The organism is Mucilaginibacter sp. SG564 (assembly GCF_013149275.1).
Classification (GTDB): domain Bacteria; phylum Bacteroidota; class Bacteroidia; order Sphingobacteriales; family Sphingobacteriaceae; genus Mucilaginibacter.
The window spans coordinates 186,039-207,886 of record NZ_JABGNA010000008.1; the positions used below are offsets into that span (position 1 = coordinate 186,039).

A 21,848-nucleotide genomic window follows, 5' to 3' on the forward strand; every position below is an offset into this window, starting at 1 on the left:
GTGATGTTATTGTTTATAAAATTTAGCGCTGCCGATCCTTTTTCCGGTAGACTCGTCAACTGCCTCTATTACGTAAAGGCCGCTCAACAGGTTACCAATATTTTGCTGTAAATAATTGGTATTGCTGGCTGTTATGGTTTTTACCACCGCTCCGGATGTGTTCGCGATAGTCACCTTAATAGCGTTGCTATAGGTTTTGCCAAAGTTGATGTTGATGCTTTGCGAAGCCGTGCTGGGGTAAACAACAAACCTTAAAGGATTTGTATTGAGGTAGTTAAATGTTAGGTTTTTCGAAACGTCGGTATGCCCTGTTACTAATTCCTGTTTTAAACGGTAAAGTACCTGGCCGCTGCCGGGTGTTATATCGGTATAACTATAATTACCCACCCCGGTTGATCGTAAACTATCAATAGCTATAAATAAATTGCCGCCATCAGTGCTTTTTTCGATAATAAATGTGGTGAAATTACTTTCATTATCGGTTTGCCAGTTTAGTTTTATGCCGGTGGTTTGTTTAATCCCATTAAATTCACGCAATTTATATTCGTGACCCGGGGCTATAGAAATACTTAAATAAAACCTGTCGCGGGCATAACTGGCCTTATCGGTGGTTACGTTGAAAGTATATCCGGCATTATGTATCACATCTAAAGAATCGTTTGTGAACTTATCTTTTAAATAAACGGAGTAGCGTGCATCAATGTTTTGTTTTATGGGCGCGGTAAGTTTATAAGTGCCAAAGCTGGCATAGGCAATAAACAGATTCACCCGCTTTAGTTTCTCCAGTTGGGTGGTGTAGTTGGCAAAACAGCCTATAGAATCGGCTGTTTGCGAAAAAAAGAAGTTTCCCTGGCCCGATGAAGCCAGGTAAGGCGCATCCTCACCAGGAACGAATTTTGTTTGTGCGTTTTTATCAAAATAAATATCGGTTGAACTAAAGGTGCTCGAATCCTGCATCATATCCAACCTTAACCAAGGGGTGGTATCGCTATTGGCCGATGCTGCTGTAGTTGATGAGCTGGCTGCCTGGTTAATATCATGACGGGCATTAACAGCCAGTGTTTTTACAACCGAAGGGCCGCCTTTTTTAACATTAAAAATAGGAGGGGTAGTACCGGTATAAGTTGAGTAGCCTACTTTCATGCCTTCATCAAAGGTGATCTTGGTATTTGCAGCCGGTGCCACCACAAAAAAGCCCTGACCCGATAATACGTATTGACTGCCCCCGGTTCCTACAGCCGGTGAAGCCGTATTAGTTGTATTGCATAGCACAAACCGTGTGGATGAACTGTTTGGCCCGGTCGAAGCGTTTTTGATGAGTAAGTAATAAAATTTCAAGGTGGTATTACCGGCGCCAACTTTGGCCAGGTCAATAACAGAGGCGTACGGGTTACCCACTAAATTATACCCTCTTTTTGTCGTTGAAGTTGTGGTATGAAATGATAACGTGTTGAGATTAAAGGCAGTGCCTGTTAAAGGATATGTTGACGCGTCTGCTGACGTGGTGGCGGGTAAATTAATAATATTAGGCGTCATCGGGGAGTTGGTGGCTGTTGTTCCCTTGATAACCGATCCGAAAAACGTTAATGTGCCATCATCGGCAGCGGGGAAGGGTTTTACAAAAGGCGCTCCCGTGGCCGCGTTTAACAGAGCCCTGCTTCCTCTATAATAAAGCAATATGCCGTTACCCATGGGTATAGATACACTGGTATTGGTTAGCCCTTTATACTCGTTGCCGGCCACCTGGTTAGGGTCTGTTGAGCCTGGCGCGTTTTCATTATAAACAAAAACAGAGGGACTGTTACCCGTAGCCGGGGCGCTGTCAAAACCATTAGCAGCGCCATTTAACCCGGTAACAATGGTGCTGGTACCTGCCGCCCCCGGTAATATGATTGGTTTCAGGCTGTAGCTGTTGGAGGTGCTGCTTATAGCGGTATTGGTAGTATCAGCAACCGGCGATGAAATAAGCATATACCTGCGGGCGCCGCCTTTTATAAAGCGTTGCACTTCAATTTTACCGGCGATGGTACCGGCGGTTAAGTTGCCGATACTGGCATCACCAGCAGATGTAGAAAGCAACGTTAGGGCCGAAGTATAGGTTGCAGGCGTATTTTCTACCGTCAATATACCCGATCCGTTTACGTTGATGGTATAAGTGGGATTAATAAAAAAATTACTGCCTCCTATCATCCGCTTGCCTGTGGCACTTGTTGAACCATTGGTAAAAAACACATTGTTGAATTTTGTGCCTGCAGTGGTTTTATCAGTTAAAGTTTGTCCGGCGGCACCATCAAAAGTGATAATAGCAGTGGTATTTGGCGTAAATACACCGGTATTATTGTAATCTTTAGCTATATTGAGGTTGCCTGTACCCATATTCATGGTTCCGGCGTTGATGAGGCTCCCGTTGATGTCTGTGCTGCCTGCCCCACCTGTGATCACTGCGGGCGAATTATTTGTCCAGGTAGCTGCTGTTGAAGTACTTATTCCAATCGTTGTAGTAGTATTAACGGTACCGAAAGTTACATTGGCCGATGTGGTAAATGTCGAATCTATATTTAAATAACTGGTTTGAGCCGGAATTGTGCTGCCAACAACCGGACCACCAATGACAGCGTTGCTCCCCTGGATAACCAGATTATCATAAGTAACATCGGTTGAGGCGGTTGTACTTACTTTGCCGCCATTTGGGCCAAAACCCTGTGTTGAAGAAGTATATACAACCGCGTTAGGAGCTGTGTAATAAATGGTTACCCGTCCACCAAGCGTTCCGCTTTGTCTGTTACCATCCAGATTTATAGAGCCATATGGCGCCGCCAGAGCGCCTATCGCATTGGCGTTGTTCAGGTATAATGTAGGACTACTCTTTGGCGCGCTGGTGTTATATGTGCCATTTACGGTAAAGTAAGCTAGGTTATTACCAGAAGTATAGCCATTTGGATTGGTAATGCTTATCTGTCCATCCAGTCGCATAATACCATCTTCCAACCGGAAACCACTGCCGTTTATTAAGCTGGTACTGGGTATGATAATAACATTCCCTGATACATTCAAATTGGCTATATGAGAAAATAAAAAGCTATTTTGCCCACCAGTAGTGCCATTTAACCCAACCCTGATGTTAACACATTTAACTGTTGCGGTGCCGTTTATAAAGTTATTGATGGTTGTTCCGTTGCCGTTGCTTGTGTTGGGGTTTTGGGTGATATCGCCCGTTACTATCAATGTTCCGGTGTTGCCATTTACAGTTAACGTTGTTCCGGGTGTTGAGGAACTGTATTGCCTTGTCCCAAACGTAATAGAGGCTATAGTTAAGGTTTGATTGGCAGTTAGGGTTAAAGTTGGCTGGTTAGTATAAACCCCGATCGAAGTACTTACCCCAAATAGCACAATATCATCTGTTCTGCCCCCGCTTCCGGGATAGTCTGCTGTACCGGTTCCGCTTCCGGTAACTGTCCAGTTGGCGGTGGTTGTCCAGGCGGTTGAGCTACTACCATCCCAATTAAAAGTATAGGCAGCAAGAACTCTACTTTGGATAATGATCAGGAAAATAAAAGTCAGGAGGATTTTTGGTAAACGATTTTGCGAATTCGGGAGTAACAATGTTTTGTATATTAAGCTTCTATAATATAGAACTTATACGACCAAACTTTCGTCAGAGTTTCATTTTTGTTGCCTAAAGACATCTTTTTGAGTGAATAAAATGAACAAGACAAGAGCTTTTAGTCAATTTTTAAAGAAACAGACCAACTTGGCTTGCCAAATTATAACAAACCGGTTTTTGGATTTATTATTGTTTAAAGAATTTGGCGCTGCCGATGCGTTTGCCCGTGTTGGTATCAATAGCTTCTACAATGTAAAGTCCTTTAATAAGCCCGGCCACGTTTTCCTGTACCGAATCGGTGTTGGCAGAGGTTAAGGTTTTTACCATGCCGCCGGTGGCGCTTATAATATTGATCTTGATGTTATTGGTGTAGGTTTTACCCAGTTTAATGTGGATGTCCTGGGCCGTGCTTGTAGGATATACCATAAATTTTAAAACATTCAAATCACTATTGTAATCAAATACCAGGTTTTTTGACAGCTGCATATCGCCGGTTACCAGGCTCTGCGCCAGCCGGTAAGTGATCTGGCCGGTACCCGGCGCCGGATCTGTAAAGGTATAATTCCCGGATCCGGTTGATTGCAGGCTATCGATCATCATAAACGACTTACCCCCGTTAATGCTTTTTTGAACCGCAAAGCCTGTAAAATTACTTTCATTATCGGTTTTCCAGGTAAGTTGTATACCGCTTGTTACTTTTGTGCCGCTAAAGTCCAACAGTTTATAATCATGCCCCGGTGCGATGCCAATGCTCAGGTAAAAGCGGTCGCGGGGGTAACTGGCCGGGTTTTGATCAACATTAAAAGTATAAACCGGGTTGTGTACCACATCCAGGGAATCGTTGGTGTATTTATCTTTTAAATAGATGGTATAGCGTTCGTCGATGTTTGATTTAACGGGCGCTGTAATTTTGTACTGGCCAAAAGTCGAAAACGCGATAAACAAATTGATGCGTTTCAGTTTCTCGAGGTTAGCGGTATAGTTTGCAAAACAAGCAACAGAATCGGCCGATTGTGAATAGAAGAAATCGCCCTGCCCCGACGCAGCTATGTATGGTGCATCTTCGCCGGGCACAAATTTGGCGCTGGAGTTTTTATCAAAGGCGATGTCGGCGGTATTCAAAATGTTGGTATCCCGCATCATTTCTAAGCGTAACCGGGGCATAGGGTCTGTAACGGTTTCGGCAGATGCCGGTGAGCTGGAAGCGGCAATTTGCTGCGTCGCATTTTTATCAGGGCTAACCGCCAAAGTTTTAGCCACCACAGATGGGTTACGTATCACATTAAACACCGGACTGGTTGAAGAATATGAAGTATAAGGCGCCTTCATAGTTTCATCAAATGTTAGCGTTGAAGTTGTGGTAGGGGCAACTATAAAAAAGCCCTGTCCGGATACGGCGTATCTGCTTGCTCCAGCAGGTATAATTGCATTCGTCGCGTCATAAACAGCATACTTAGTGGAGAAGCTATTGGGGCCAGTAGTTACGTTTTTAACCAGCATATAGTAAAACTTGTATTTATTAGCGTTAACAGAATAAACCTTTTGCAGGTCAATTGCCGATGGATAAGGATTGCCAACCAGGTTAAGTCCCAATTTTGTTGATGCCGAACTATTACGTGATAAATTGTTTGAAAGTGTAACCGCCGATGAGCTATAATAAGGTGGTGGGGTGGCAGGGAAGTTAATTATACTTGCCGTGAAAGCACCGTTTGTACCAGCGCCTTTATACACAGCGCCCGAAAAATTTAACGTAGCATTATCAGGAGCAGGGAAGGGGCTCAGAAATACCGTAGAAGCAGGCACACCCGTACGGCTGCCCCTGAAATAAAATTCTACACCATTGCCCATGGGTACGGTTTCGTTCATGGTAGCAAAGCCTTTAAATTCGTTGCCAGTTACTACATTGGGATTTGGTGTAGTCGGCGCATTTTCGTCATATATAAAAACGGATGGGTTGTTCTGAGGCGAGGTGTCAAAACCATTGCCCGTACCACCCGGACCGGTAATATAGGTAGTGGCAAAAAATGGCTGCAGGTTATATGTACTGGCCGAAGCATTGGCAACCGGCGAGGAAATAAGCATATAACGGCGCGGCCCGGTTGATCCACCACCGCCTTTTACCCAGCGCTGTACGTTAATGGTACCGGTAACCGTGGCTGTGATGGCGACGGCGCTGGCATCGGCGCTTAAACTGGCAATACTGGCGTCGCCGGTACTGTTTGATAATAGGGTGAGGCTATTGGATGCTGTAGCATCCACATTCATGGTAGTGTTGTTCGTCTTTAAAAAGGCCAAAGTTCCCTTGGCGGCTATATTATTACGTCCGCTTAAGGTTGCAGTTGTGGCTGATGAAGTAAGATTATAGAATACAGTACCAACGGGTGAGGCGGGCAAACCTGTGTTGACATATGACCCACCGGCGATGGTTTGGGTAATACCAGTCGGACCGGTTAATTGAACTGTATTGGTATTGGTAACAAAATCAATAGGCGAGCTTGCAGAATTATCTATATTACCGGCAACGGTTAGCAAGCCGGATGTAACAGTAGGACGCTTATTACCTGTGCTTGTAAATGTCAGATTTTGATATAATGCCGGGCTTATATCTAAATTACTAATACCGGTTGTTGCATATACCGTTTGTATGCCTGCACCTGGATACGCGTAATTAACGGTTGCTTGCCCTGTTCCTGTGCTGTTATAAAAATCGATAGAGCCTGCATACGTTGATCCGGAAACAGGTGTTGTATTGATAGGATTTGCATTGGTGAGTATTAATGTAGCAGTGGAACCAGTAGGAGGATCGATACTAAATACGGGATTTCCTACACTATTGCTGAGGCCGAGTATGCGAAACAGGGTGTTTTGTGTAAGTATTTGTCCGCCAATAGTAGTAGTTCCGCTTACTAATGAAAACCTTCCGTCAATTTCCCCCAATGGGATAACAAGGGCTACAACAGTAGTTGAATTAACAGTTACGTTTCCACTAACATTTAAATTTTGAAGAGTTACTATAAAATTTAAACTCGGGAAGATACCTAATAAAGCGCTACCGGGGTTTGAATTATTGTTAATTTGGATAGAACCGCAGTTAAGGGTACCGGTACCGGATAATGGAACCGAATAGGAAATTAATAAAGTTGGTTGCTGGGTAATGGAATTGGTTACATTTAAGGTGCCGTTCACTGTTAAAGGTACAGTGGTTAAAGTTAGTATCACGCCAAACGTAATGGACGCACAGGATACGTTATCCCCGGCATTTACGATAGGAGGATTGGTGAAAAAAAGCAACGCACCAATGTTTACGTCATCTGCGGCTGTGGGTACTCCTGCCGGCTGCCAATTAGCTCCGTTATTCCAGTTAGACACATCACCCGCGGCTCCGCCTGCCCATGATTTATTAGCCGCTTTTACATTTGTTACCTGTAAGCCAAGCAGTATCAGCAACAATATCCAGTAACGTAAAAAGCTTTTCATAAAACGCAGGTTATAACCACAGATATTCCTATCAGCTATTAAACTAATAAGTAATTTACGGTTTATTACGTGTGTTTTATCAGAAGGATATAGTGTTTAAATTAATGAACAAAATGAATGAATAAATGGCATTTAAAAGAAAAAATTGATAAGAATTAATAAAGTTTAATTTAACTATTATGTAAAATTTAACTTTCAATGACGGGGATATACTACAGCGCATGTAGTGTTTATTGTACACGCTAATTAACTACTTTACCTTTATCTAGTCGCAGTACTTTATCAACACTGTTGGGTATTTCGTGCTGGTAGTGGGTTACGTAGATAAGGGTAACATTACTCAGGCTGCAAATGGTATCAACCAGGTTTTTAAAATGCTGCTGCTGATGATCATCCATGCCCTGACAGGGTTCATCAAAAATAAGCAAAGCGGGGTTTTTGATCAGCGCCCGGGCCAGTAAACATAAACGCTGGGCGCTGGCCGGAATGTTTTTTAAAAGGGTGCGGGCATAACGATCAATCTCCAGGGCTTTCATCCATCGCAGAGCAATGGCCGCCCGCTCGGGGTTACTTGGCCTGAATAGCCCAAGGGTGTCATAATAGCCCGATTCAATTACCTGCAGGCAACTGTTATCGGTAGGGAAATACTGGTGCAGCTCGGGCGATACAAAACCGATCTTCTTTTTAATATCCCATATGCTTTCGCCGGTACCGCGTTTTTTGTCAAACAGGATAATGTTATTGGCATAGGCCTGCGGGTTATCCCCATTGATCAGGCTCAACAGGGTTGATTTACCCGCGCCGTTGGGTCCAAGTAGTGCCCACCTGTCGCCCGTTGTTATCTGCCAGTTTACATTATCCAATATCACCTTGTCGCCATACTGAATATGTACCTTATCCATGGTTACTACCTGGTTAAACGTAACCGGGTTTTTATTGATATTGAGTAGTTCTGCAAGTTCCTGTTTGTCAATATGATCTGATGTGTCTGTCGCAAACAGTTCGGGGGTAAAGGCTTCCCTGGTGCTTTCATGAACAATTTCGCCGGCTTTTAAAACGGCTATATGGGTAATGGCTTCGGGTATTTCATGTACAGAGGTAGCCATGATAATGCTGATACCCGACGCGGTGATCTGCTCAATAATGCCATTAAACTCCTGTCTGGTTTTTACATCCAAACCGGTCAGGGGATTGTCGAGCAGTAATAATATGGGATTTTTAAGCAGGGCGGCGGCCAGCATTAAACGTTTGGTTTCGCCGTTGGAGAGCTTAATAAGCTGCTTATCGCGTAAGGCGTGCAGGTTTAACAAGCTAAGGATATTCTCCAGCGTCCAGTGTATTCCAGGGCGCGGAATGCTTTTTACCGATAACAGGTAATCATTAACAGTTAAGGCATCTTCGGAGTCTGAGGAATTGTATCGTTGCTGGTAATAAAAATCAGTAGTGTTTGACAGGTTGCGGAAATGGTGTTTGGGTTCAACCAGGGATATGAGTTTGCTGTGCAGATTTTGGCCATTTTGCGCCACCTGCAATCCCGAAACATCATTCTGGAAATAGTAATTGATGGTACCTCCGGTAATATTAAAGCGCCCTGCTATAGTTTGTAGCAGAGCGCTTTTACCTGAACCACTTTCGCCTATCAGAGCCCAGTGTTCGCCTTTATTTATCTTGAATGTAAGATTATTGAACAGGGTGTTGGTCAGAAATCTTACGGTAGCATTGTTTATTGAAAAAAGCATCTTGAGCATGGCTTTATAAGTAAGGGGTAAAAATACTTATCTGCCTTAAAAAGCCGTACTGTTTTACTTAATTTTTAGTAATGCAGTACTATAAGCCTGATACTTAAGCTATTTTTTTAAGCGTTTGGTTAGGCTTAATATTGGTGTTGGTTTTATTCAGTCTGTTCCAGGCCGCAAAATTAACGATCTCGTCTTTTACAATATTTTTGCAATCGTTATTAGGGCATGAAATGATCCAATACTTTTTTATTTGCTGAACTTGTGGACGTGCACCACATTTAATGCAATTTTCGCAATGGATATTTGGCTGTATTTGTAAACTCATATTATTAGGTATATTTTATTAAGGAAAATGTAATGCAAATTTATGTAAATTAATTCAGTTAGCTTTAGTGTTTGATCAAAACATGCACTATAAGTATGTAAGCTTTAACTTTCAATTAGCAAAATCTATATTTTAATACTGAAAATTATTTTTTGGCTAATTGATAGTTAATATCCTAATCACTTATACATTGTTCACCCGGATTATTTTTTCCAACGTTGCTCATTTCGACTGTTAAACCGCCCGAAGGTTTAATTAAAATTTTTATTAATTATATCTAAGCTGTATGCATAAATCGTTCCAATATTTGGTGTAACATTAAATTATAGCGGCAGTCTATTTTTTTAATCAACAGTATAAAAGTTTAACTTCTGGGTCGTCTTTTTTAGCGCAGCTACCTTCATCTTATTTCATGGCAAACAAAAAACAGGGCAGTGGTGTAGTAAATAGTATAGTTAAACAAATAATCACAAATAACCAACATATGAAAAACGCACATTTGATATTTATTACCCTGCTACTGTTCACCTTGAGCGGCTGTTCGGTGATTGAAGGGATCTTTAAAGCCGGCGCGGTTGCGGGTATCGTAGCTGTAATCGTAGTTATCTTGATATTAGTTTGGATCATCTCTTTATTCAGAGGGAAATCATAGAATTTTATTTATAAATAGGATAATATTTTTATTTAAAATTAAACAATTTAACCTTTGTGCTGTTGATTTTGTATAAAACTTATAACTATGGAAAATGCACAAGCAACAGCCGGGATATTAAATGACCTGGTACAAATTAATAATGATCGCATTGAGGGGTATCAACGCGCTTTGAAAGACTTGAAAGATAATGAGGGTGGGCTTAAGGATCTTTTCACTACGCTCATCGGCGATAGCCACCGGTTTAAAATTGAACTGGGTACCGAGATTCAGGTGTTAGGACAAGACATAGATACCAGCACAAGCACCAGTGGTAAAATTCACAGAACGTGGCTTGATGTTAAAGCTGCCTTCACCGCTCATGATACACACGATATACTGGAGGAATGTGAATTTGGAGAAGATGCTATTGTAAAAGCTTATCGTGAAGCATTGGAAGAAGAATCCCTGCCCGCCCACTTACTCCAGATAGTGAGTGCACAACTGGATAAACTGCTCGATGCTCATGATGAAATAAAAGCGCTGCGCGACCAGGTTCGATAGAAATATAATTATTGCCTTTCCTAAAAAAAAGACCAGCCAAACAGCTGGTCTTTTTTTTAGGAAATAAGTTTGCTAATTGATGTCGGGCGATATGCTTACTGATTTAACCTGCCAGCTTGTTTTTTCAGACCAATCGCCGCCGGTGTAATGCATGTCCACAACCCACTCCGCGTTTATGGTTTTGCCCTGAATATTTAAAGCTTTTACGGTCGACCGGATCTGGTAATTGTTGTTGGCTGTATCAATCACCGGCTTAAAATCATGACCTGGGAATTGCGCTGTTGAAGGTTGTTTCAGATGATCTTTTACAATACCCCTGGCCATATTGAAGGCTTCCTGTGCAGTGGGCTTACGGTTAAGGTGTACCATGCTATTTTTACTGATGCCGAAAACCACAGCTATAAAAGCGATAATAAAAGCGATGCTGAAAAGTGTAGCAGTTTTAATATGCGGATGCCGGTGCCAGCCTATGCTTTTGCGTTCGTCTGTACTGAGTGATTGCCATTCGGAATATTTCATATAATTTAAACTTATCATATGAAGTAATATCTATCCAAATTGTTTTACGCAACAAAATTAAGGAAACAAAAAAACGCCCCGGTAAGCCAGGGCGTTTTTTTGTTTCTAAAAAATGAGAAATTACATTTTTTTAGCTGTGTCTTTTTTAGCTGTGTCAGCTTTTGCAGTGTCAGCTTTAGCCGAATCAACAGCAGTAGTTTTAGCTGAGTCCATTTTAGCTGAGTCCATTTTAGCTGAATCGGCGTTTGAAGCTGAACCAGAACCTTTACAAGCAGCAAATGAAACAGCGATAGCCAGGGCTAAAAAGCCAAGTTTGAATGAATTTTTCATGTTTAATTTTTAATAAGTGATTATATAGTTTTCTTGTTAATACCTAAAACAAAAAAAGGTAACCCATAATTTTTAATTAAAAATCACGGGTTACCTTTTAAGTTAAAGAATAACTAAAATACCAATAAAAAGCGATTGAAATTTATGTTTCAAGCACTTTTATATCATGGTATAATTATTTTTTAGCAGCAGTATCTTTTTTAGTTGAATCAACAGCAGCAGCACCAGCTTTAGCAGTAGAATCAACTTTAGTAGCTGAATCAGTTTTTGCAGAGTCAACTTTAGCTGAATCAGCTTTAGCAGAATCAGCGTTTGAAGCTGAACCAGAACCTTTACAAGCAGCGAAAGAAACAGCGATAGCTAAAGCTAAGAAACCTAATTTGAAAGAATTTTTCATTTTGTGAGTTTTAAAATTTAAATATTTTGTGATCGTTTTCAGGTATTAATACCGGTATGTAAAAAAGGTAACCCAAGTTTTTAAAAAAAATAAAAATATTTTTCCCTTGTTTATAAATGATTGATAAACAAGGGAAAAGTAAACAGGCTTTTTTTTTACTGTATTCTTCGGTTATTTTTTAGTCGAATCAGAAAGAACAGCGGTAGCAGAATCGGCAGCAAGAGTTTTGGCCGAGTCTAATTTAGCTGAATCAATTTTTGTTGCGTTGGTTTTAGCAGAATCGACAGGTGTTTTTGATGCATCGCCACCACAAGCGGTAAAAGAAATAGCGATAGCTAACGCGGCTAAACCGGTTTTGATTGAATTTTTCATTTTAGTACGTTTTAAGTTTTAATTGTTTTTTTGGTATTAATACAGTGGAAATAAAAAGGTAACCTTAGCCTTACATTAAAGGAGATGACCTGCGAATACCGGCGATTGACGAAATGTTTTGAGGCCGGTTTTTTTTATTGCAGATTTGCCATCTTATAAAAAAAATGGAGGGGCGGAGGCGATGGGTTACCTTGTTGAAATTAGGGTATTAAAAAACGAATTGAACATTCGGGCGTATAATTGTTACAACACTAAATATCCATGTTGATGCTAATGATTTATTTTAGGTAAATTATTTTTTATGATGATGGGTTACAATTTTATATAAATAGTATTAAGAGTGAATAAAGAGTTAAAAGCTTCGGCACCAACAGATAGCGAGATAGTTCTTGGTATACTCAACAACTCGGAGATAGTGTTAAAAAAGTTATACACTACCTATTTTCCGATGATACTGCAGTTAATTATCAATAACAACGGGGATGAGGATGATGCCAAAGATGTATATCAGGAAGCGATCATCGTTCTTTATAATAAGATAAAGTCGGGCAAATTTGAACTGAGCAGTAAGCTTAAAACGTATATCTATTCGGTTTGCCGCAGGCTCTGGCTTAAAAGACTGAGCCACATGAACAGGTACGGAGGCGATATTCGTGATTTTGAAGAGTACCTGCCTGTTGACGAAGAGGTTGACGACCATAATGAGCGGGATGTGCAGTTTGGAAAAATGGAAAGTGCCCTGCAATTGCTGGGTGAACCCTGCAAAACCATTATGGAAGACTTTTATATACATAACAGATCTATGCAGGATATCTGCGAACGTTTTGGCTATACCAATGCCGATAATGCCAAAACACAAAAATATAAATGCTTGCAAAGGCTCAAAAAGCTGTTTTTTCAGCAAAAATAAGGAAGGAAAGCAAAGAGATGAGTGATCACCAACTTACGGAATTAATTGAAAGGTACTTTGACGGCAGCATGACCGCCGACGAACGTACCCAGTTTGAATTGCTCCGCAAAAACGACGCGACTGTAGAAAGCCGGGTTACCGAGCACATGCAGTTTATTGGTTTACTAAAACAATACGGCGAACGCCTGGAGCTGGAAAAACGCCTGAACGCTATTCACGATGAGATAGATGTGCACGCCCTGAAAGAGGAAGTAACCATCCATCCAACCTGGGTAGTACGTATGTGGCGCAACCACCACTCCAAAATATCTGTAGCGGCATCTATAGCTATTTTTGCTATTTTGGGTACGCTGTTTTTTACCGGTAAACTGAATAATCATGAATCGAATTTTGAGCAGTTGAGCCAGGAAGTAGGCAGGCTTAAGTATAAAACAGATAAGTTGGAAGGTCAGGCAAATACTTTTATTAATAATTTACCTGTTAAACCCAAAGCCAGGCCATCTAACCCCGGTAATTTCAGAGGTACCGGTTTCGCGCTTTCGTCAAACGGATATATTGTTACCAATTATCATGTCATTAAAGACGCCGATTCTGTATATGTTCAAAACGCTGCCGGTGAATCTTTTCACAGTAAAGTAATTTATACCGAACCTGTAAATGATATCGCTGTATTACAGATCAATGATGATGCATTTACAGGTTTGGGTGCGATACCTTATTACTTTAAACGCTCATCTACAGACCTTGGCGAAAACGTAATTACTTTTGGTTATCCGGATGGTAAGGTTGTTTTTGGACAGGGGGCTTTAACATCAGCCACCGGTTATCAAGGTGATACTACCGAGTATCAGGTTTCTATTCCTGTTAATCCGGGTAACAGCGGCGGTCCGTTATTGGATGAGAAAGGTAATGTGATCGGTATCATCAACGCTAAACAAACACAGATAGCAGGAGCAGCATTTGCTGTAAAATCAGCATACCTGTTAAAAGCTATCCAGAATATACCTTCAGATTCATTAAGTAAATCATTAACCTTAAGCACCAAAAACACGCTGGCTGGTTTAAGCCGTAAGCAACAGCTGAAAAAACTTAAAGACTATGTTTTCATGGTTAAAGTTTACAATCAATAATTTGCCCAACCAATAAAAATTAATAATTGAAAAGGAGGTGTCGTAAGGGACCTCTTTTTTTGTTTGATGGATTTCTATATAAAATAAATTGTCATGTTGAACGAAGTGAAGCATCTATTATGCGAGGTGCCTGTTCAATAATAGATCCTTCGCTGCGCTCGGGATGACAAAATGTGAAACTGATGTTACCTGTCCACTTCGCCCAGTACAAAGTCAATGGAGCCTACAATGGCTATCAGGTCGGCGATGAGTACGCCTTTGGAAATTTCGGGTAATACGGAAAGATTGTTAAAACTTGGTCCGCGTGCTTTTACACGGGTAGGGATCTCCGATCGTCCATCGGCCATAAAATAAAAACCCAGTTCGCCTTTGGCGCCTTCGCAGCGCACATAGTAATCCTGCGCTTTGGGGGTTATTTTACGCGGCATTTTAGCCCGCGGGTCAAAATCGGGGGTGCGTTTTAGCTCGTTTTGCAGGCGGTCAAGGCATTGCTCCACTATGCGCAGGGATTGTTCAATCTCATCCACACGCACTTTGTAGCGGTCCCAGCAGTCGCCTACGCTACCCATTAAGCCTGTGCCAACTGGGATCTCGAAATCAAGTTCGGGATAAGCAGAATAATTATCAATGCGCCGCAGATCCCATTTTAAACCCGATGCCCGCAGCATGGGGCCCGAGCAGCCATAATTAATAGCCACATCCAATGGCAGCACACCCACATTGGCCGTGCGCGATATAAACACCTGGTTATCGGTAAGCAGCTGGTTAAGCTCCGCCATTTTAGGTTTAAAATATTCTACAAACTCGCGGCAGCGTTCCTCAAAGCCTACCGGCAGATCGTAAAATAAACCGCCCACCCATATATAGTTATATAGCATGCGCGAGCCCGAGGCCCACTCCAGCATACCCATAATATGTTCGCGGTCCCTAAAACACCACAGGAAAGGGGTAAAAGCGCCTATATCAATACCATAAGTGCCAATGGCTATCAGGTGCGATGCAATGCGGTTGAGTTCGCATACCAGCACGCGGATGTACTCCACCCGTTTGGGGATATCTTTATCAATGCCCATCATCCGTTCCACACCCATCACAAAAGCATGGCTATTGTTCATGGATGCCAGGTAATCCAGCCTGTCGGTAAATGGAATAGTTTGCTGGTAGGTTAATGATTCGGCATGTTTCTCGAAACAGCGGTGCAGGTAACCGATATGCGGGATAACCTCTTTTACAATTTCGCCATCGGTGATCAGCTCCAAACGCAAAACGCCATGTGTAGACGGATGCTGCGGGCCCATATTGAGCACCATATCCTCCACGCTGGCTTCCGCTATTTTTTTATGGTAGTTATTTAAAGCTTCTTCGTATTTCGGGTTTGTGATCACCAATGTTGTATGCTGTTTTGTAGGTTTCAAAAATCAACATTTTTTTGGTTTTATCGGGATAAAAATCTATAAAAATTGTAGTCTTTAGAGGGTATATAGTCGACTCACCCCGACATCGCTGCGCTCGCCACCCCTCTCTCCGCTTCGCGCATAGAGGGGGCTTTACTTCTTTTTTGTCATCCTGAGCGAAGCGAAGGATCTGTTGTTCATTATGCAATCGCAGAATAGATCCTTCGTTCCTCAGGATGACAAATTTCTTTTATAACTTTTCAATTCCCTCTATGCGCCAAAGGCGGAGAGAGGGGTGGCGAGCGCAGCGATGTCGGGGTGAGTCGACTCTGCTACCTCCCTTTCAACACCTCCCCAATTTTACAGCTTTGCGTAGCCAGCGCCGCATAAGCGTACATGGCTACAGCTTTCAGCTTGCTGTCGCGTTTTTTAAAGGTCCATACATCCTTCATGAATTCCTTGTGATTTTTGCTGTTGAGGGTATCAAAAGCGACCGAAATGGTTGGCGTAAGCGAATAAGCCGTATGCCAGGTACCAAAGGGTATAAATAAAGTTTCGCCGGGGCCAACCACAAAATTTATGGGCGTGGCATCTTTAAACAGCGGGTATTTTTCATAATCGGGTTCAAATACATTGAGCTCCGAGCGCCATGGATCATCCGGGCGGGGGTAAAGCATATGTTCCTGTCCGCGCGGAAAAACGGTGAAGCGCTTTTCGCCATACAATTGCGTTATCCAGGCATTCAGGTGGTAATAATCAATATGCATGTAGGGGAACCTGCCGCCCGGGCCACCCACAAACATTTCGGTAGCGCCGCCCCATTTGCCAACGCTGAACATTTTATTTTTGAGCCAGTTGGGCGATGCATAGTTCAGATCCAGCGGATCCAACAGGGGCAATATCTCGGGCAGGGTTGCTGGAATATCAAAAATAATGGGGTAGGGAGCGGGTTTATCTTCGGTAGCGGCCTCTACCATATCCATCACCTGCTGCATAGTATAGGTGGTGCCCCGGCAATCGGTTTTACGGTCGGGGTAATTGGCCCGGAACCAATCGGGACTAAACAATCCGTTAGCCTTCCACACTTTGGCGGCATTGGTAAACACCAACGGTATGCCGGGTTTATAATGCTCTTCCATAAATTCCTCATAAGTAATGTTATCTCTTCTGATGATATCCATATGTAAATTGGTTGCAGGGACGATACAGGTTTAGTAAAAGATTAAACCTTTAGCTTAATAATTAATTGATTTCTTTAAAATTATGAGGCAGATGGATATTTAACTGTATTACGTAAATAACAACTGAAGGTTGTAAAATAACATGAAGATTGAGTGAACAAAATGCACAAGGTAAATTTAGCTTCAACAAATATCATCTTACTTTTTATCAAAATTACCCCTTGTTTAAATACCTTTGGCTTAATGAAAGTATCCGGATTTACCTTTATCAGAAACGCGGTTAAAAATGATTACCCCATTGTTGAAGCCATCACCTCCATTTTGCCGCTGTGCGATGAGTTTATCGTGATGTCCGGAAATTCTGATGATGGCACGCGCCAGTTGATCGAAGCTATTGGCTCGCCCAAGATCAGGATCATTGATTCGGTTTGGGACGATACCCTGAAAGATGGCGGACGGGTTTTTGCCGTAGAAACCGACAAGGCCTTTGATGCCATATCGCCCGATGCCGACTGGGCTTTCTACATTCAGGGCGATGAGGCCGTGCACGAAAAATATCATCCCCTCATTAAAAAAGAAATGGAGGAGGCACTGAATAAACCAAACATCGAGGGCCTGCTGTTTAAATACCTGCACTTTTATGGTTCCTATGATTATTATGGCGATTCGCGCCGCTGGTATCGCCGCGAAATCCGTTTGGTGAAGAATATTAAAGGTATCCGCGCTTATCGCGATGCGCAAGGTTTCCGGCTTAATGATCGTAAGATTAAGGTAAAACTCATCGATGCATACATCTATCATTACGGCTGGGCCAAACCACCACAAGGCTTGAATAATAAGATCCGAAATTTCAATAAGTTTTATCACGACGATGCCTGGATGGAGCAAAACCTGCCCGAAACCTATGAGTTTGACTATGGCAATGCCGATAAGCTGGTGCACTTTACCGGCACACACCCAGCGCCCATGCAAAAACGTATAGCCGCCACCAACTGGAAGATCGATTTCAGCACCAAGGCGCTTCGTAAAAACATGACCTTTCGCCGTAAATTCCTGCAAAGGGTTGAACAGCTGACCGGCTGGCGCATAGGCGAATACCGGAATTATGAAATTGTTGAACGATAAAGTAATTATGGCTCAGTTTTTTGATATCAACAACCGGGCAGAACTACGCCGATTATTATTGTCACTTGATCCGGATACCACGCCTATCTGGGGTAAAATGAAGGCACAGCAAATGGTAGAGCACCTGGTTGACCAGGTGGAATGGACAAACGGCAAAAAAACACCTTTTTGTGAGCAGCCGGCCGACAAGGCTTCCCAAATGAAACAGCTAATGGTATACTCCGACAAGGAGATCGGGCGAAATGTAGTTTTTCAAGAGCCCCCTGAGTATTACCAGTACCCCAATATAGCAACCGCCGTTAACCAACTGATGCAAGAACTGGAAGCCTTTGACCGTTATTTTGAGCAGCCCGGCATCGTGGCTATCCATGGCGGTTTCGGCCCCATGAATCATCACGAATGGCTTATATGGCACGGTAAGCACTTTACCCATCATATGAAACAGTTTGGGCTGATAGAATAGCAATAAGTGTCATCTCGAACGAGGTACGAGGAGAGATCTTATACGTTATTTGTCAGAACCGTGATTTTCGAGATTAAAAGATTTTCTGATTACCTCCCCAAGTCATGCCGAACTTGTTTCGGAACCCCATATGCAAGGTGTACAGCCTGAAGGTCAACCTGTCCTGTGGAATCCTGAAATAAGTTGAGGATGGCTTGTATTTTTGGCTTGAAAATAAAAGCCCGGGCCTGGTGCGATTCCTTCCCTCGGAAAGGGGGAGGAAGGGGTTTCTACACCATATAAATTTGCATCGCGCATAAACCCCTCCCTGCCATTGCACGTACCCATCGCACCCCTCCCGTGGGGAGGGAACTGAAAAATTCTGTTAATTCTAAAATTCTGGAAATTCTGATTCAGACAACCCTACAGATTCTGCGCTATCACAAAACCGCTGGCCCAGGCCCATTGAAAATTGTAGCCGCCCAGCCAGCCGGTAACATCCACGCATTCGCCGCCGAAAAACAGACCGGGCACTTTCTTCGCTTCCAGCGTTTTGGAGGATAATTCGTCGGTGGATACGCCACCGCGCATTACTTCGGCTTTGTCGTACCCTTTGTCACCGGCAGGTTTTACTTTGAATTCGTGTATCAGCTCGCTGATGTTTTCGATATCGGTTTTGGTGAGCGAGGCCAGGTTTTTCTCCACGGGCAGCTTATCGCTCAGGGCCTCGGCAAATTTGCGGGTATAAAGGCCTGCCAGGTAGGCCAGCAGCATTTTTTTGCCGTTGGCTTCTTTTTCCTGCAGCAGCAGATCAGCAATGTTTTGGTTAGGGAGCAGGTCGATGTTGATGTATTCGCCGGGTTTCCAGTAGGAGGAGATCTGTAGGATGGCTGGTCCGCTCAGTCCCCAATGCGTAAACAGTATATTTTCTTCAAAGCTGATCCTGTCGTTCCAAACCCGGCAAAAAATACTGTTGCCGCTCAGCTGTTCGTACCAGGGCTGATCTTTCCCGGTAATAGTGAGCGGAACCAGGGCAGGGGCGGTATCTACAATTTTAAGGTCGAAATTGCGGGCCGTACGCAAGCCAAAATCGGTAGCGCCCATTTTGGGGATAGGCAAACCACCCGCCGCAATCACCACACTGGGCGCACTGATGTATTCCTGCCGGCCATCAACCTCGGCCCGAACGGTAAAGCCATCGGCAGTTTTCTCCACCATTTTTACTTCGGCATCACACCAGATCTCCTGATCCATATCGGCACAAAGATCAATAAAAACCTGTACCACATCTTTAGCCTTATCACTCACCGGGAAAAGCTGGCCCAGTGTTTTCTCCTTGCCTTCAATACCATAAGCTTCAAAAAAGCTGATGGTATCCTCCACCGTCCACTGCGAAAATGCCGATTTGCAGAAATGCGGGTTTTGCGATATAAACTGCTGATCGGTAGCATACAAATTGGTATAGTTACAGCGGCCGCCCCCGCTGATCAGTATCTTGGCACCCACACGATCGGCCTTTTCCAGTATCAGCGTGCGCTTTCCCAAAAAGCCCGCCTGTACGGCGCACATGAGCCCGCAGGCGCCGCCGCCAATAATTATTGCATCAAAATGGGTTTGTTTTGTTAAATTTGTAGTCATGACCGATGTTTCGCAAATATCAGAATTTGGCAAGATACTCATCTTCCTGATTACCGGAATAATTATGGTATGTGTTATATTTTTTATTAACCGCCTGCTTGCTCCAAAAAATCCGAATTACGAAAAATTAACCTCGTACGAATGCGGCGAAGAACCCACCGGTAATGCCTGGCTGCCCTTCAATTCGCGTTTTTATGTGATTGCCCTCATATTCCTGCTGTTTGATGTAGAAATGGTATTCATTTTTCCCTGGGCAACGGTATTTGGCAGTCATGAAATCATCGCGCAGGATGCCCGCTGGGGATGGTTTTCGCTGGCCGAAATGTTTGTGTTTTTAGGCATCCTGATATTGGGCCTGGTGTACGTTTGGCGCAAAGGCGACCTGGAATGGATAAAAGCCAAACCCGTAGTACCTGTAACCGATGTCACCATTCCCGCATCTTTATACGAACAATTAAATATGGAGCAAGGGAAATTTGTGGTGAAACCCTTTAGCATGGGTAATGAGCCTGTAGCTGCCGAAGCAGCCGTTGCCGAAGCACCTGCCGAAGCCGCGCCTATCCGCAAACCCATGTTTAAACCCACCTTTAAAAAGCCAGGAAATGAGCAGTGATATAACAAGTGAAAGCGGCGGTGTTGTAGTAACCAAACTGGACGATCTGCTTAATTGGGCGCGCCTGTCATCCCTGTGGCCCCTGAGCTTTGGCATTGCCTGCTGTGCTATTGAAATGATGGGGTCGATGGCATCTACGTATGACCTTGATCGTTTTGGCGTATTTCCGCGCCCATCAGCCCGTCAGGCCGATGTGATCATCATAGCCGGTACCGTTACCTTTAAAATGGCCGAGCGCATTAAACGCCTGTACGAACAAATGCCCGACCCTAAATATGTGATCTCGATGGGCTCCTGCTCCAATTGCGGCGGTCCATACTGGCAGCATGGCTACCATGTTGTAAAAGGCGTGGACAGAGTGATCCCTGTGGATGTATACGTGCAAGGCTGCCCACCCCGCCCCGAGGCCCTCATCGGCTCCATCCTTGAACTGCAAAAGAAAATTGAGCAGGAACATTGGGTGAGAGGGTAAGCAGAATGAAGTGGTTTGTGAACAAGCTTAAAAAAAAATTACAAGCATTACTGGATGTAGCCGAAGAATCCGGACTAAATAATCAAGCTATCATAATCGCGAAAGAGTTTCTTGAATACAATGAAACAGGCTTGTGTTTTGATCATATCCTCATACAAATGCACGAATATGATATCGAGATAACTGAGGCAACTTATCTGCTGATTTGCGATATTGGAGATAAGTTAAAACGGACCGCAGAAAGCTATTCATATATAAAAGAGTTAATAAAGCTTTAAATGTTTTTTAACAGGCTATGGGCGCATTTAACATATTGACTATTCAGGCAAATTGTAACAATTGCGGTGGTGTAATGATGTACCGTGTACAGTTTAAATTTGGTGAGGTTTGGCAATATGAGTATAAACTTGGTGACAAAATTAAAAGAGCAGAACCATATTACGATAGGGGCAAGCCCAACTTACCCCGGGTTATATGTAATGGAGCCCTGGAAAATAATATTTGCCCGCATTGTAATTACGAAAATCCCGAGGACTTTGATATTATATTCGAGTATGATATCATCAAAAGTATAAAGCCATCGGTTAATTGGGATAGATATGATGATGACGGTTGTTATATTGATGGGTAAAATCCAGCAGGGGACAAAATACAATATGACACAAGAAGAGAAAAAATTTGAATTGTACCGGACAGTTCTCAGGTTTCTATCACATAAGATAACTGAAAATTTAAGGCGTATATATCTTGATGTCGATTTGGATATGCACCAGATCCATTTAACGGCTTATTACACCTCTCCTCCTTCAGAATTGGAGCTGGAGTTATTAGATGATATAGAAACTAATAGCCAGACACACATCCCGGATCTGCTGGTTTATTTAAAAATTAAATTAGTGAATGAGTACAGTGAAAATGAAAAGCACGATTTTACTGTATTTGCATTTTATGAAGAAATTTAATTAAAAATTCCCGCAGTCGCTTG

22 protein-coding genes are annotated in these 21,848 nt (G+C 42.9%); 11 read left to right on the plus strand and 11 right to left on the minus strand.

Going from position 1 to position 21,848, the window contains the following annotated elements:
• Positions 1–6: 6 nt before the first annotated feature.
• The 4 genes from FHW89_RS19365 to FHW89_RS19380 all read right to left on the minus strand — a co-directional run bounded on the left by FHW89_RS19365 (position 7) and on the right by FHW89_RS19380 (position 9,145).
• A complete protein-coding gene (locus tag FHW89_RS19365) occupies positions 7–3,603 on the minus strand; it encodes a hypothetical protein (protein ID WP_172336694.1) in 3,597 nt (1,198 codons plus the stop codon).
• A gap of 187 nt (positions 3,604–3,790) precedes the next feature.
• Positions 3,791–7,081: a hypothetical protein gene (locus tag FHW89_RS19370; protein ID WP_172336695.1), complete on the minus strand. Its 3,291-nt coding sequence runs from the start codon at positions 7,079–7,081 to the stop codon at positions 3,791–3,793.
• 242 nt (positions 7,082–7,323) lie between these two features.
• The gene (locus tag FHW89_RS19375) at positions 7,324–8,829 is read right to left on the minus strand and encodes an ATP-binding cassette domain-containing protein (protein ID WP_172336696.1); all 1,506 of its coding nucleotides are present in this window, start codon (positions 8,827–8,829) and stop codon (positions 7,324–7,326) included.
• A 94-nt stretch (positions 8,830–8,923) separates the two neighbouring features.
• Positions 8,924–9,145 carry a hypothetical protein gene (locus FHW89_RS19380; protein ID WP_172336697.1) on the minus strand — a complete coding sequence of 74 codons (222 nt, stop codon included), beginning with the start codon at positions 9,143–9,145 and terminating at the stop codon, positions 8,924–8,926.
• A 484-nt stretch (positions 9,146–9,629) separates the two neighbouring features.
• On the opposite strand from FHW89_RS19380, the gene FHW89_RS19385 reads away from it, so the two are divergent.
• On the plus strand, positions 9,630–9,797 hold the full coding sequence (locus FHW89_RS19385; RefSeq protein ID WP_172336698.1) for a phosphatidate cytidylyltransferase: 168 nt from the start codon (positions 9,630–9,632) through the stop codon (positions 9,795–9,797).
• Positions 9,798–9,884: 87 nt separating this feature from the next.
• Positions 9,885–10,340, plus strand: coding sequence for a PA2169 family four-helix-bundle protein (locus FHW89_RS19390; RefSeq protein WP_172336699.1), 456 nt, complete (start codon positions 9,885–9,887; stop codon positions 10,338–10,340).
• 72 nt (positions 10,341–10,412) lie between these two features.
• On the opposite strand, the gene FHW89_RS19395 is transcribed toward FHW89_RS19390, so the two are convergent.
• The 4 genes from FHW89_RS19395 to FHW89_RS19410 form a co-directional block, all read right to left on the minus strand.
• A complete protein-coding gene (locus FHW89_RS19395) occupies positions 10,413–10,859 on the minus strand; it encodes a hypothetical protein (RefSeq protein WP_172336700.1) in 447 nt (148 codons plus the stop codon).
• A 120-nt stretch (positions 10,860–10,979) separates the two neighbouring features.
• On the minus strand, positions 10,980–11,189 hold the full coding sequence (locus tag FHW89_RS19400) for a hypothetical protein (protein ID WP_172336701.1): 210 nt from the start codon (positions 11,187–11,189) through the stop codon (positions 10,980–10,982).
• 175 nt (positions 11,190–11,364) lie between these two features.
• Complete coding sequence (locus FHW89_RS19405; protein ID WP_172336702.1) at positions 11,365–11,586, minus strand: hypothetical protein; 222 nt, start codon at positions 11,584–11,586, stop codon at positions 11,365–11,367.
• Between the two features lie 171 nt (positions 11,587–11,757).
• A complete protein-coding gene (locus tag FHW89_RS19410; protein ID WP_172336703.1) occupies positions 11,758–11,958 on the minus strand; it encodes a hypothetical protein in 201 nt (66 codons plus the stop codon).
• Between the two features lie 340 nt (positions 11,959–12,298).
• Between FHW89_RS19410 and FHW89_RS19415 the strand changes: the two genes are divergently transcribed.
• Together FHW89_RS19415 and FHW89_RS19420 are read left to right on the plus strand one after the other, a co-directional pair.
• Positions 12,299–12,868 (plus strand): sigma-70 family RNA polymerase sigma factor, encoded by a 570-nt coding sequence (locus FHW89_RS19415; protein ID WP_172336704.1) that lies wholly within the window; start codon positions 12,299–12,301, stop codon positions 12,866–12,868.
• 17 nt (positions 12,869–12,885) lie between these two features.
• Entirely contained in the window at positions 12,886–13,998 is a 1,113-nt protein-coding gene (locus FHW89_RS19420; protein WP_172336705.1) for a S1C family serine protease, read from the plus strand.
• A gap of 185 nt (positions 13,999–14,183) precedes the next feature.
• Here FHW89_RS19420 and FHW89_RS19425 read toward each other — a convergent pair whose 3' ends face one another.
• Both FHW89_RS19425 and FHW89_RS19430 read right to left on the minus strand, forming a co-directional pair.
• Positions 14,184–15,380 (minus strand): NADH-quinone oxidoreductase subunit D, encoded by a 1,197-nt coding sequence (locus FHW89_RS19425; protein ID WP_172336918.1) that lies wholly within the window; start codon positions 15,378–15,380, stop codon positions 14,184–14,186.
• Between the two features lie 344 nt (positions 15,381–15,724).
• Positions 15,725–16,573, minus strand: coding sequence for a cupin-like domain-containing protein (locus FHW89_RS19430; protein WP_172336706.1), 849 nt, complete (start codon positions 16,571–16,573; stop codon positions 15,725–15,727).
• A gap of 243 nt (positions 16,574–16,816) precedes the next feature.
• On the opposite strand from FHW89_RS19430, the gene FHW89_RS19435 reads away from it, so the two are divergent.
• Both FHW89_RS19435 and FHW89_RS19440 read left to right on the plus strand, forming a co-directional pair.
• The gene (locus FHW89_RS19435) at positions 16,817–17,698 is read left to right on the plus strand and encodes a glycosyltransferase family 2 protein (protein ID WP_172336707.1); all 882 of its coding nucleotides are present in this window, start codon (positions 16,817–16,819) and stop codon (positions 17,696–17,698) included.
• Positions 17,679–18,161 carry a hypothetical protein gene (locus tag FHW89_RS19440; RefSeq protein ID WP_172336708.1) on the plus strand — a complete coding sequence of 161 codons (483 nt, stop codon included), beginning with the start codon at positions 17,679–17,681 and terminating at the stop codon, positions 18,159–18,161. The genes FHW89_RS19435 and FHW89_RS19440 overlap by 20 nt, the downstream gene beginning before the upstream one ends.
• 402 nt (positions 18,162–18,563) lie before the next feature.
• Here FHW89_RS19440 and FHW89_RS19445 read toward each other — a convergent pair whose 3' ends face one another.
• Positions 18,564–19,778 (minus strand): NAD(P)/FAD-dependent oxidoreductase, encoded by a 1,215-nt coding sequence (locus FHW89_RS19445; RefSeq protein WP_172336709.1) that lies wholly within the window; start codon positions 19,776–19,778, stop codon positions 18,564–18,566.
• On the opposite strand from FHW89_RS19445, the gene FHW89_RS19450 reads away from it, so the two are divergent.
• From FHW89_RS19450 to FHW89_RS19470, 5 genes are read left to right on the plus strand one after another with little or no spacing between them, the layout of a single operon-like run.
• Entirely contained in the window at positions 19,777–20,391 is a 615-nt protein-coding gene (locus tag FHW89_RS19450; RefSeq protein ID WP_172336710.1) for an NADH-quinone oxidoreductase subunit A, read from the plus strand. The two genes, FHW89_RS19445 and FHW89_RS19450, sit on opposite strands and share 2 nt — an antisense overlap.
• The gene (locus tag FHW89_RS19455; protein WP_172336711.1) at positions 20,381–20,863 is read left to right on the plus strand and encodes an NADH-quinone oxidoreductase subunit B; all 483 of its coding nucleotides are present in this window, start codon (positions 20,381–20,383) and stop codon (positions 20,861–20,863) included. Before FHW89_RS19450 ends, FHW89_RS19455 begins: the two co-directional genes overlap by 11 nt.
• Positions 20,864–20,880: 17 nt before the next feature.
• The gene (locus FHW89_RS19460; protein WP_172336712.1) at positions 20,881–21,141 is read left to right on the plus strand and encodes a MafI family immunity protein; all 261 of its coding nucleotides are present in this window, start codon (positions 20,881–20,883) and stop codon (positions 21,139–21,141) included.
• A 17-nt stretch (positions 21,142–21,158) separates the two neighbouring features.
• Positions 21,159–21,494, plus strand: a complete 336-nt coding sequence (locus tag FHW89_RS19465) for a hypothetical protein (protein ID WP_172336713.1) — start codon at positions 21,159–21,161, stop codon at positions 21,492–21,494.
• Positions 21,463–21,825 (plus strand): hypothetical protein, encoded by a 363-nt coding sequence (locus tag FHW89_RS19470; protein WP_172336714.1) that lies wholly within the window; start codon positions 21,463–21,465, stop codon positions 21,823–21,825. Before FHW89_RS19465 ends, FHW89_RS19470 begins: the two co-directional genes overlap by 32 nt.
• The last annotated feature ends 23 nt before the right edge of the window (positions 21,826–21,848 follow it).

Bases quoted from the DNA above. Each gene is read 5' to 3' on its own strand.
- FHW89_RS19445 (WP_172336709.1), bottom strand. From the start codon at position 19,778: ATGACTACAAATTTAACAAAACAAACCCATTTTGATGCAATAATTATT.
- FHW89_RS19430 (WP_172336706.1), bottom strand. From the start codon at position 16,573: ATGGATATCATCAGAAGAGATAACATTACTTATGAGGAATTTATGGAA.
- FHW89_RS19420 (WP_172336705.1), top strand. From the start codon at position 12,886: ATGAGTGATCACCAACTTACGGAATTAATTGAAAGGTACTTTGACGGC.
- FHW89_RS19440 (WP_172336708.1), top strand. From the start codon at position 17,679: ATGAAATTGTTGAACGATAAAGTAATTATGGCTCAGTTTTTTGATATC.
- FHW89_RS19410 (WP_172336703.1), bottom strand. From the start codon at position 11,958: ATGAAAAATTCAATCAAAACCGGTTTAGCCGCGTTAGCTATCGCTATT.
- FHW89_RS19450 (WP_172336710.1), top strand. From the start codon at position 19,777: ATGACCGATGTTTCGCAAATATCAGAATTTGGCAAGATACTCATCTTC.
- FHW89_RS19435 (WP_172336707.1), top strand. From the start codon at position 16,817: ATGAAAGTATCCGGATTTACCTTTATCAGAAACGCGGTTAAAAATGAT.
- FHW89_RS19465 (WP_172336713.1), top strand. From the start codon at position 21,159: ATGGGCGCATTTAACATATTGACTATTCAGGCAAATTGTAACAATTGC.
- FHW89_RS19455 (WP_172336711.1), top strand. From the start codon at position 20,381: ATGAGCAGTGATATAACAAGTGAAAGCGGCGGTGTTGTAGTAACCAAA.
- FHW89_RS19380 (WP_172336697.1), bottom strand. From the start codon at position 9,145: ATGAGTTTACAAATACAGCCAAATATCCATTGCGAAAATTGCATTAAA.
- FHW89_RS19390 (WP_172336699.1), top strand. From the start codon at position 9,885: ATGGAAAATGCACAAGCAACAGCCGGGATATTAAATGACCTGGTACAA.
- FHW89_RS19370 (WP_172336695.1), bottom strand. From the start codon at position 7,081: ATGAAAAGCTTTTTACGTTACTGGATATTGTTGCTGATACTGCTTGGC.
- FHW89_RS19375 (WP_172336696.1), bottom strand. From the start codon at position 8,829: ATGCTCAAGATGCTTTTTTCAATAAACAATGCTACCGTAAGATTTCTG.
- FHW89_RS19400 (WP_172336701.1), bottom strand. From the start codon at position 11,189: ATGAAAAATTCATTCAAACTTGGCTTTTTAGCCCTGGCTATCGCTGTT.
- FHW89_RS19385 (WP_172336698.1), top strand. From the start codon at position 9,630: ATGAAAAACGCACATTTGATATTTATTACCCTGCTACTGTTCACCTTG.
- FHW89_RS19395 (WP_172336700.1), bottom strand. From the start codon at position 10,859: ATGAAATATTCCGAATGGCAATCACTCAGTACAGACGAACGCAAAAGC.
- FHW89_RS19470 (WP_172336714.1), top strand. From the start codon at position 21,463: ATGATGATGACGGTTGTTATATTGATGGGTAAAATCCAGCAGGGGACA.
- FHW89_RS19405 (WP_172336702.1), bottom strand. From the start codon at position 11,586: ATGAAAAATTCTTTCAAATTAGGTTTCTTAGCTTTAGCTATCGCTGTT.